This window comes from Microcystis sp. M179S2 (assembly GCF_020245805.1).
GTDB classification, from domain to species: Bacteria; Cyanobacteriota; Cyanobacteriia; order Cyanobacteriales; family Microcystaceae; genus Microcystis; species Microcystis aeruginosa.
The window spans coordinates 1-10695 of the sequence record NZ_JADBUE010000231.1 but is presented as its reverse complement, the minus strand read 5'-3'; the positions used below and the strand labels follow the sequence as shown (position 1 = coordinate 10695).

7 protein-coding genes and 2 pseudogenes are annotated in these 10695 nt (G+C 45.6%); 5 read left to right on the top strand and 4 right to left on the bottom strand.

All coding sequences use genetic code 11. The features are described 5' to 3' along the window. Positions 1–218: 218 nt before the first annotated feature. Both IM500_RS14370 and IM500_RS14365 read right to left on the bottom strand, forming a co-directional pair. The gene (locus IM500_RS14370; protein ID WP_190718772.1) at positions 219–2024 is read right to left on the bottom strand and encodes an aspartate kinase; all 1806 of its coding nucleotides are present in this window, start codon (positions 2022–2024) and stop codon (positions 219–221) included. 491 nt (positions 2025–2515) lie between these two features. Continuing rightward, positions 2516–4033 carry an NAD(P)H-hydrate dehydratase gene (locus IM500_RS14365; protein ID WP_190718769.1) on the bottom strand — a complete coding sequence of 506 codons (1518 nt, stop codon included), beginning with the start codon at positions 4031–4033 and terminating at the stop codon, positions 2516–2518. 298 nt (positions 4034–4331) lie between these two features. Here IM500_RS14365 and IM500_RS14360 point away from each other — a divergent pair. The 4 genes and pseudogenes from IM500_RS14360 to gifA all read left to right on the top strand — a co-directional run. After that, positions 4332–4460, top strand: a pseudogene (locus IM500_RS14360) (RNA-guided endonuclease TnpB family protein); the annotation flags it as partial. 272 nt (positions 4461–4732) lie between these two features. Beyond that, a pseudogene (locus tag IM500_RS14355) lies at positions 4733–4919 on the top strand (RNA-guided endonuclease TnpB family protein); the annotation flags it as partial. A gap of 67 nt (positions 4920–4986) precedes the next feature. Continuing rightward, entirely contained in the window at positions 4987–5574 is a 588-nt protein-coding gene (locus tag IM500_RS14350) for a hypothetical protein (RefSeq protein WP_004163689.1), read from the top strand. A 364-nt stretch (positions 5575–5938) separates the two neighbouring features. Next, a complete protein-coding gene (gene gifA / locus IM500_RS14345) occupies positions 5939–6139 on the top strand; it encodes a glutamine synthetase inactivation factor IF7A (protein WP_002758764.1) in 201 nt (66 codons plus the stop codon). Between the two features lie 125 nt (positions 6140–6264). Here the strand turns inward: gifA and IM500_RS14340 are convergent, their stop codons facing one another. Further along, on the bottom strand, positions 6265–6999 hold the full coding sequence (locus IM500_RS14340) for a Uma2 family endonuclease (protein ID WP_190718766.1): 735 nt from the start codon (positions 6997–6999) through the stop codon (positions 6265–6267). Positions 7000–7027: 28 nt separating this feature from the next. Next, a complete protein-coding gene (ahr, locus tag IM500_RS14335; protein ID WP_287738757.1) occupies positions 7028–8032 on the bottom strand; it encodes an NADPH-dependent aldehyde reductase Ahr in 1005 nt (334 codons plus the stop codon). 399 nt (positions 8033–8431) lie between these two features. Here ahr and dnaK point away from each other — a divergent pair, with 399 nt between their 5' ends. Further along, complete coding sequence (gene dnaK / locus IM500_RS14330) at positions 8432–10480, top strand: molecular chaperone DnaK (RefSeq protein ID WP_190718760.1); 2049 nt, start codon at positions 8432–8434, stop codon at positions 10478–10480. Positions 10481–10695 lie beyond the last annotated feature (215 nt).

The window sequence follows — 10695 nt, the reverse complement described above, 5'->3', positions numbered from 1 at the left end:
CCAGATGATTTGCCGCAAAGTATTAATTTTTTCTAGAGCAGCTTCGGTAAATTTTTCTACAGTAGTCTGAAATACCAAAGCAACAATTGTCGCCACTGTTATCGGTTCCATAGATAAAATCGGGGTGATGAGGGTTAACTTATTTATCGGGTTTTTGGGGGTATAAGTTGCCAACAATTAAACAACTCTTACCCCCATCATAGAACTTGTAATTTCATTTAGGCGGGTACTTCAATTTTACCCTGTCCGGCCAATCCAAAAGCGGCATGAACCACTTGTAGGGCCCTGACTCCATCTTCCTGATTCACCACACAACTGATTTTTATATCAGAAGTAGCAATCATCAAAATATTAATTTTCTCCTTTGCTAAAGCTTCAAAAAAGCGTGCTGCTACCCCCGGTTGTCCTTCCATTCCCGAACCAACAATGCTCACTTTGGCCACATCATTATTAACCACCACTTCCTGTAAACCCAAACTTTCCGATAGTTCTAAGAGGATTTTTTGGGCTAAATTAGCATCAGCTTGGGGTAAAGTAAAAGCGATATCCCGTCGGGGAATACCATCGACAATGCGACAGCGTTGGGATTGAATAATCATATCAACACTGACATTTTTTGCCGCTAAAAGCGAGAAAATTCTCGCCGCCATCCCGGGGCGATCGGGGACGTTACGAATGGCCATTTGGGCCTGATTATTATCTAGGGCCACTCCCCTGACTGGGACTAAATTTTTAGGGATTTCGCAATGAGCAACTTTAGCAGAATACTCCACTTGAAAAGCATCACAAAGGACTTTAATTGCTTTTTCTCCGTCCGCTTCATCGATGACACAACTGACTTTTACTTCAGAAGTGGAGATCATTTCGATATTAATTGCCGCTGCGGCCAAAGTGCTAAATATTTGGGCAGCAATTCCCGGCCGGCCGATCATACCCGCGCCGGTAATGGCGATTTTAGCGGCCCCGGATTCGATGATCACTTCCGCTTCCTCTGTATTAGTGGGATGGGAACGTAAAACCGGCGCGATCGCTTCGGCCACGGATTGGGCTTTTTTTAAGGCATTTCCCATCACAGTAAAGGCGATATCGTTGCTGTCACCCTCGTGAATCGATTGAATAATTAAATCCACGTCCACCTGTTGATGGGCGATTTCCCCGAATAAACGGGCAGCGATACCGGGACGATCGGGAACCCGTAAAAGGGCGATTTTCGCCTGATTACCGTCAAATTCCACCGCATCCACTGCTTTTGTCAATTCCAATCCTTGCAGGGTGCGCGGTTTCGGTGCCGGGGATGTCACCCAAGTACCTGGAGCCTCTGTCCAACTGGAACGGACAACCAGGGGAACCCCGAAATTTTTGGCGATTTCCACCGCTCGCGGGTGGAGAACTTTCGCCCCTAAACTGGCTAATTCCAGCATCTCATCGCAGGTGATTTGGTCTAAAAGACGCGCTTCGGGGACTAAACGGGGGTCAGTGGTGAGAATACCGGGTACATCGGTGTAAATTTCGCAAAAATCGGCTTTTAAGGCGGCCGCTAGAGCCACGGCCGAGGTATCAGACCCACCGCGCCCCAAGGTGGTAATCTCTAATTGATCACTATCGCTGACACCTTGAAAACCGGCGACCACAACTACTTTACCTTCCGATAGATGACGGGAAAGGCGATCGGTTTTAATTTCTAAAATACGGGCCCGACTATGTTCGGATTCCGTGACAATTCCCACTTGAGCGCCGGTTAGGGAGATGGCCGGTTGTCCGATTTCCTCTAGGGCCATACTCATCAAGGCGATCGTCACCTGTTCCCCCGTGGATAATAACATATCCATCTCCCGGCGCGAGGGTTCGGCGGCGATCTGTTTGGCTAAATTGACCAATCCATCGGTGGTTTTACCCATGGCAGAAACGACCACCACCACGGTATTTCCTGCTATTACCGTATTTTTGACCCGTTGAGCTACCGATTGAATGCGTTCTACGGAACCTACCGATGTACCACCGTATTTTTGGACAATTACAGCCATAGTTGTCAGCGCTAGAGACTTTCTATCTTTATTCAATCTCCAACTTATCAAAATTCCTTAACGATAAGTGGTTTTGGTTAACATTCCTTATGTTTTATCTCAAATGCCGACTATCTAAATTAATCCTTAAGACTGCACCGGAGAAGGGAGCGCCGGAGCTAGGTTGAGGCAGTCCGAGCATTTGTACTAAAATACCCCTACTCAGTTTAAATACAGTACAATTATGCTATTTTAATAGTATTTTTATCGTTTCCTCGTCTTATTTCTGCGTTTATTAGGTGGATATTATGAAAGATATTTTCATGTTAGATACAGTAACAATTATCAATTCTGATACTCCCTTAATCTTAGGACTGATTCATGGTAGGGTTAATTCATGAATTAACCCTACCCTTGATAAGGGGGGAAATCTGACAATTTTTAACACCTACCTACTTAATCCTTTATCTATTTTACTCGGTTTTCGGGGCGCGTGTGTTTCCCCTCGGAGTTTAATTTAAATCTTTAAGGGCGGCAAATAAATAATTAGCTAAAGTCACTCCATCTACTCCTAATTCCGTCCTTTCTTTGGCCGCTAAAATGCCGGCTTGAGCGTGTAAATAAGCCGCTAATGCGGTTGCTTCCGGGGCATTATCCTGCATTTGGGTTAAGAATCCGCCGATTAATCCCGTTAAGACATCACCACTACCACCTCGCGCTAAAGCGGAGGTACTTTCGGGGATTATATACATTTTACCTTCCGGGGAGGCGATTATAGTTCTGGCTCCTTTTAATAAGACAATTGCACCACTTTGTTGAGATGCTTTTTGAGTGATATTAATCCTATCTTGAGAATCTGATAAGTGAGGAAATAAGCGTTTAAATTCTCCCCAATGAGGCGTTAAAATTGTCTTATTTTGGCGGGATGATAATTTTTCTATACCGAATTGAGCCAAAATATTTAAAGCATCGGCATCGAGTATAATCGGTTTATCACTATCTAAAACCTGTGCGATAATAGCGGGATTTTCTGTGGTTAATCCAGGACCACAGGCGAGGACATGATAATTATTTAATTCTAGGGGAAGTTCGGCAATAGCTCCCGTGGCAGTTTCGGGACAATCGATAATTAATGCTTCTGGTAAATGACTAATTAATAAAGATTTAAGGGCAGCAGGAACGGCAATCGAAAGCATTCCCACACCACTACCTCGCGCTCCTAATCCGGCGAGAATTGCCCCCCCCGCATAACGACGAGAACCACAGATAATTAATAAATGTCCCTGCTGATATTTGTGGGTAAGTAGAGGACGGGGTAAAGGTAAATAAGGGCGAATTAGATCGGGATTAACCCTCAGAATTGGCGGTGAATCTTGTAAAATTGTTTCTAGGTCAAGGGGACTAATTCCTATGTCAATTAACTCCACTTTACCTAGATAGGGTAAGGCCAAATCTTGGAAAAAAGCGCGCTTCCAGAGTCCCAAACAAAAGGTATGAGTGGCTTTAATTGCCGTGCCTAAAACCTCTCCGGTGTCGGTGTGAATTCCCGAAGCAATATCGATACTAATTACCGGTTTTTGCCAACTATTAATTTTATCGACTAATTCGGCAATATCTGCCGATAAAGTCCTTTCTAAACCAAAACCGAAAAGACCATCGATAATTAACTGACAATCCTCTAAAGATTCTAAAGTTTTCTGAAAAATTAAGCCTAAATGCTTGACATAATTAGCCTGTTGTGCTGTTAAATCCTTGAGTTTGGCGATCGGACAAAAAAGAGATACTTGATAACCGGCGAGATGTAATTCTCTAGCAATCACGAGAGCGTCGCCGCCATTGTGACCAGGGCCAACGATAACGCCGATTTTGGGGAAATTAGCCAAAGAATAGGACTTTTTAAGCTGTTGTGCCGTTAACAGGGCTGCCTTTTCCATCAAAGCGGCCACAGGCATACCAGAGGCAAAAATCGCCCCTTCAATGCGACGCATCTGCTCGCTATTAACCACGTTGGACCGGTAATTGTAGCTCATTCGGGGGATAAATTGCCTATTAACAGGTCTAGATGACTTTTTTGCCGAAAAACTGCTAATTAGACCCTATTTTCACCGGCTCAAGGCTGGGTTGGGTGATAATAACCAGATCATTCTGTCTAGTTTTAGCTTGACGGTAAGCAGTGGATATATTGATTAATTCTCGTAGTTGCTGACCGAAAATTTGGGTTTAAGGTTCCCCGTCATGCCCGCTTAGGATCGGGCGGCTTTAAGACATAATATTGTCATTTTATTTCTTTTGCCCTAAAATATTGATACTCGGTCAGGCAGTCTCAAAATATTTGTCCTTGAACACAAAGTTAAGCCAAAACCTAATCAGATAGAAGCCATTAATCAGGCAATACGGACAACTCAGTTTGTTCGGAATAAAGTTCGGCGTTATTGGATGGATAATCGTGGTGTTGGCACAGGGTAAGCGCATCTTAACAATCCTTGACAAAATGAACTTTATGTGAGTTGCTTACCCACGATTCAGGCATATTTGAGGAGAATTTGCCATCTCAATTGTTAAGCAAAAATCGACCCATTTGGTCGATTTCGTAACTATTCTGATGGACTGGTATCACTTGAAATGCCCACGCAGATCACAAAATTGGCCAATTGTCAATAGCGTTTGAGATGCTCTCACCCTGGGTGTTGGCAAAACAGAGTTAATTCCGATGGAACCGTTTTTAAACTCAAGGGTTGCAATATTTGGGAAATCATCTCAACGGTACTGTTGGGCAAACAGAAACCGACCCAAACGCATAATAGAGAGTCCAGTCTCTGGGGTTTCAGTGGAGACATTGAGAATCTAAGTTGTCTCGTCGAGCAAGGAATTTACGATAGTGATAGGTCAAGAATCCACCGTCACAGCGTAGCTTGACGGTGGGAGTATGTCAATAAATTATTCTATCATAAAAAGAAATCCTCTCTCAGGTAAGAGCGGTAGTATGGCTTACTCGACACAGCAGTTAATTGAAATCCTCGAGCGAGAAATGCACGCCACTTGCAAAGGGGAACGTCTGTTACTCTCCCCGGCGGAGCGCATTGATAATCCAGTGATTGCCAAGGCGATCAATCTAGAAAAGGTGGGCAAAGTCTTCGCCTATCAGGATTTTCGCCGTCAAGTTCACGATTATCAACAAAAATATCAGGTTTCGGGCATTATCTGGCGTGTTTGTCAATGGGGCGATCGCACTCTCCGTTATCCCGAAATTCATAATCAATTAGTTGCCGTGGCGGGTGACAAGGAAATTCTCATGGCTGCCAAAGCCTCGGTTTTAGAGTTTTGGAACAGTATCACCCCTAATATGAATTTTTGGTGGGCGCTTAACTCCCGTCGTCCCATTTCTGCCGATTCTCTAGCCGAATTAGTCGCCCAGTCCGAATGGGCGGAATTAGATGTGGCGCGCACAGAATTATATCTCGGTCTCTGTTGGGGTAATCCTTTAGAACACCAGTATCAATGGGCGCAACCCTTTTCCGGTTGTCATCGTATTATCGCCGCCGTCGATGAACCTAGTTCGATTAAGGTATAAAGGCGATTGATGTCTTGGGGTTGGGAAGTGGGGTATAGGGTGTGGGAAGTGGGGTGTTGGGGTGTTGGGGAAGTGGGCAAGTGGGCAAGTGGGAAAGTGGAGCATTTGGCTGAAATTTCCCTAAACCCCTAAACCCCTAAATCCCTATCACCCCAAAACCCCCCGCAACGCGCACGCAGTGGTCTCCCCATTCCCCCATCTCCCCATCTCCCGAATACTGACGACCGACTCCTATTGTAAAGTTTTGTTAATTTTTCTGGGATTAGGGCATTTTGTAAAAATAGATACAGAATTGTATGTTATATATATTTAGTAGGTGATTAAAAAAGTTCGAAACACTATTTGCAGCTCGGAGGAAATGATTATGTCTACAGAACAACAAGCTCGCGCCTTAATGATGCGTCACCACCACGCCGTCAAAAATCGTCAACAATCGATGTTAGGGAGAAGTGCTTCTGAAATCGGTATTGACAATGACAATGGCTACGGGGAAACCGTTCAACGTCGCTTCTCGGCCGACTTTTCTTCACAAACTTACGATCGCTCTGGTGTTACTCTCAGTTAGGGTCTTAGATTTCGCCAAAGTGTAAGCTTTCAATCTTAGAATTAAGTGAACAATCAGCCCACACAAACCGATCTCGGAATGTGTGGGTTTTCGGTTTTTAGAGATAGGGGTCATTCCTAGGCCGATTACGGGGTTTCATCGGGATTTATGCCTAATTGCCGTAATTGCGCCGCTAAACGTTCCGCCCGTTGATGTTCGCTTTCAGCGTTCTGACGTTCGATTTCGGCTAATTCCGCGGGTAGAAGGATTAAATTGCCGTCTAGGTTATAAAAACGTAGCCAAGGGGCTTCTTCTCGTTGGATGCTGCCCATCCAGACTCCTAACCATAATCCCAAACGTTGACACCATAACCAACCGCGATGGTCGGGAATAATTTTTTGATAGCATTGATTTTGGTCTAAAGCCCAACCTTGCAGGGAAGTGGCATCAAAGGGATTATAAACGAAGTATTGGGAACAGCGAAAAGTCCGCTCATAGAGGTCTTTTTTGGTATTTAAATCGATTTTTGCGGTGCTTTCTGACATTAATTCCACGATCACATCGGGATAACGTCCGTTTTCGTTCCAAACCACCCATCCTTGTCGTTTATAACTACCATCGATATCGAGGACAACGAAAAAATCGGGGCCACGAAAATCTTGATTAAAAACCCGCTCACGGCTAAAGTAAATAAACATATTACCGCCAACGAAAAAGTCTTCTCGATCCTGATAGGCTTGTTCGATAGAATCGATTAAGACATTCATGGCCTTGCGGTGACGGTGTGTTTCCAAAGGTTCTCCATCGTCAAAAATCAGGTCTTCTGGGGGAATGGGGGGTTCTTCCCAATCGATAACTGGAGGAGTGAGGGGTTGAGTCATCGGGGTTACGTCCAGGATAGAGATGGTTTTATTTTATTTGCAAGACGAGGCGATATTTAGGTTGTCCAGTTCTCAATTTTTCCATGGCTTCATTCACCTGCGAGATAGGATAGGTTTCTGTAACGGGTTCAATGCCATGGCGAGAGGCAAATTCGATCATTTTATTAATGGTACTGGGACTACCCAAAGGACTGCCAGAAATCGATTTTTGACCCATAATCAAGGGAAAAGCATAGGTAGCCATGGGTTCAAGAACAGCCCCAACAATGTGCAGACGACCTTTGGGACGTAAACAGGCGATATAAAGACCCCAATCGAGATTAACGTTAACGGTAGAGATGATGAAATCAAAGTAATTTTGTACCGATTGCAAAGCTTCGGGGTCTCTGGAATTGATAAAATGAGTCGCGCCTAATTCTTTTGCTTCTGTTTCTTTGTCGGGACTACTGGAAAAAGCGGTTACTTCGCAGCCCCAAGCTTTGAGAAATTTTAAGGCTATATGGCCCAATCCACCAATACCAATGACACCAACTCGCGCCGTGGGTTTAATATCAAATTGGACAATGGGATTAAAGACGGTTATACCACCACAAAAAAGCGGGCCAGCTTTGGCAGCATCTAACTGGTTCCCCAGGGGAATTAACCAACTATGATGAGCGCGGACTCTGTCGGCAAAACCGCCATGGCGACCGACGATAGTTCCTTCGGCAGTAGCACAAAGGTTTTGATCCCCTGACATACAAGTTTCACAGGTCGAACAGGAACGGGAAAACCAACCAAGACCGACTCTTTGCCCTATCTTTAATTCTTTGACTTTAGCACCGAGAGCGGCGATCGTGCCGACCACTTCATGACCGGGGACAAAGGGATAGGTGGTCAGTCCCCAATCGTTATCGAGCATACTTAGGTCACTGTGGCAGATGCCGCAATATTCCACCGCGATTTCCACATCTTCATCCGCTAATATACCCGGATCGTAGTCAAAAGGCTCTAGTTTTCCCCCTTTTTCTCGGGCAGCATAGGCTCTAATCATGATTAAGTCCTCTAGGATCGGTTTATTGGTTATCTTATCCCAAATTTATCGAAAATTCGGGTTAAGAAGATTGGGCAATAATTCCACTGCTAGGGACATCAACATCAAGGAAGTCCGCTCGTGATCATTAAAAAAATCTTAAAAACGGCAATTTTAAGAATAGCCAGAGGCGATCGCTAACTGGCAGCATCAGCAAAATTACTGGTTTTGGGTTACTCTTGTATATAGACTGGTCGCCGGCCGCTTGCGGACTTTACCGACAAGTTTTGTTAGGATCGGATAAAAATTGTCCTGTTTCATCCCTGGCAAGATTAGACGAGGTAAAAATCCCGTTGCTAATTTTGGGATAATTTTTGTAAATGATTATATCCTATTAACTACCATTATTATCAGAGCGTCATGGGAAAAGTCATCGGCATCGACTTAGGGACAACCAACAGTTGTGTTGCGGTACTCGAGGGAGGTCAGCCGATTATAGTTCCCAACTCGGAAGGGGGAAGGACAACTCCTAGTATCGTGGGATTCGGCAAGGGCCAGCGCCTAGTGGGACAACTGGCCAAACGTCAAGCGGTCACTAATGCCGAAAATACCGTCTATAGCATCAAACGCTTTATCGGTAGGCGTTGGCAAGACACCGAGGTAGAAAGGGGACGAGTTGCCTATCATTGCCAACGCGGTCGCGATGATACCGTCAATATCAAAATTCGCGATCGGGAATTTACCCCCCAAGAAATCTCGGCCATGATCCTGCAAAAATTAAAGGCCGATGCTGAGGCCTATCTGGGAGAACCGATTAACGAGGCCGTGATTACAGTTCCCGCCTATTTTACCGATGCCCAACGTCAGGCCACTAAAGACGCGGGGATAATCGCAGGACTAGAAGTATTAAGAATTATTAACGAACCCACCGCCGCCGCCCTGGCCTACGGCTTAGATAAACAAAACGAAGATCAACATATCCTCGTTTTTGACCTAGGGGGAGGAACCTTCGACGTTTCCATCCTGCAACTGGGGAGGGGAGTCTTTGAAGTGAAAGCCACCGCCGGCAATAACCATCTTGGGGGGGACGATTTTGATAACCTCTTAGTGCGGTGGCTGGTGGAGAACTTTCAAAGCCAAGAAAACATCGATCTAGCTAGCGATCGCATGGCGATCCAAAGACTGCGAGAAGCCGCCGAAAAAGCCAAAATCGAGCTTTCTAGCCTGATTACCACCTCGATCAATCTCCCCTTTATCGCCGCCGACGAAACCGGTCCTAAACACCTAGAATTAGAACTAACTCGCGCTAAATTCGAGGAATTAACCAGAGAATTAGTGGAAAAAACCCTCAAACCCGTACAACAGTCCCTCAAAGATAGCGAACTGCAGCCTAGCGATATCAATCGTGTCATTCTCGTCGGCGGTTCCACCAGAATCCCCGCCGTACAGCGATTAATCTCCCGTTTCTTTTCTGCAGGCCAGATCGATCGCTCTGTTAACCCCGATGAGGCCGTTGCTTTGGGGGCAGCGATTCAAGCGGGAGTTTTAGGTGGAGAAGTAGAAGATATCCTCCTCCTCGATGTCACCCCCCTTTCCCTCGGCATTGAAACCCTCGGCGAAGTTTTTACCAAAATTATCGATCGCAATACCACTATCCCCACCAGTAGATCTCAGGTTTTTTCCACCGCTGCCGATGGTCAAACTTCGGTGGAAATTCATGTTCTGCAAGGGGAAAGGGCCATGGCCCGGGATAACAAAACCCTCGGTAAATTTCTCCTGACGGGAATTCCTCCCGCTCCTAGGGGTATGCCACAAATCGAAGTGGCCTTCGAGATCGATGTTAACGGCATCTTGAAAGTGGCCGCCAGCGACCAAGGCACCGGCAAAGAACAAAGCATTTTAATTAGCCATACTGGAGGGCTGAAACCGAACGAAATTGAAAAAATGCGCCTAGAAGCCGAAAAATACGCCGAATTTGATCGCAGTCGTCTGCAAATGATCGATATTCGCCACCAATCCGATAGTCTTTTCTATAGCTACGAAGTCACCCTCAGGGAAAACAGTGAGTTAGTCGCCCCCGATATCCGGCAACTGGCCGACCAGAAGCGGCAACAGTTGGAAATCGCCCTGCGCGACCCCTCCCTATCGCCTGAAAAGCTAAAAACCACCCTGGAAGAATTTCGTCAGATTGTCCTCGAAATCGGTACCCGCATCTACACGGGTAAACAAGAGGAAACCCAACCCCTCAACGGGACTGGTTTTCAATCGATCGATGTCACCGAAAAACTGACCCGACCCACCCGCACCCAAGCCACTTCCTCCAATACCTTCGCCAAGAGGCCAACCCTCTCCCAGACTAGAACCAGAACCTATAGTAATCTGGAAACTAAATCCGGCGAATCGGGCAGTGATGATCACCCCTACGATGGCGAAGAAATGAGTGCCAGTGACTACGAGGCCGTAGATTAAAAAGGGAAAAGCTATCAGCCTTTTCAGTGATCAGTAATCAGTAATCAGTGATCAGATGTGAGTTTTCAGCTTTTTTCTCCCATCTCCCCACACCCCACACCCTGACAGGTGTAGGTTTATGACAAAGAGGTGAGCAGTCACACACTCAAGGTGAGAAAATCAAGCTAGAGATTTAGAGGAGCATCGTGAAAGGCAATGCTGAAAAACAAATATCT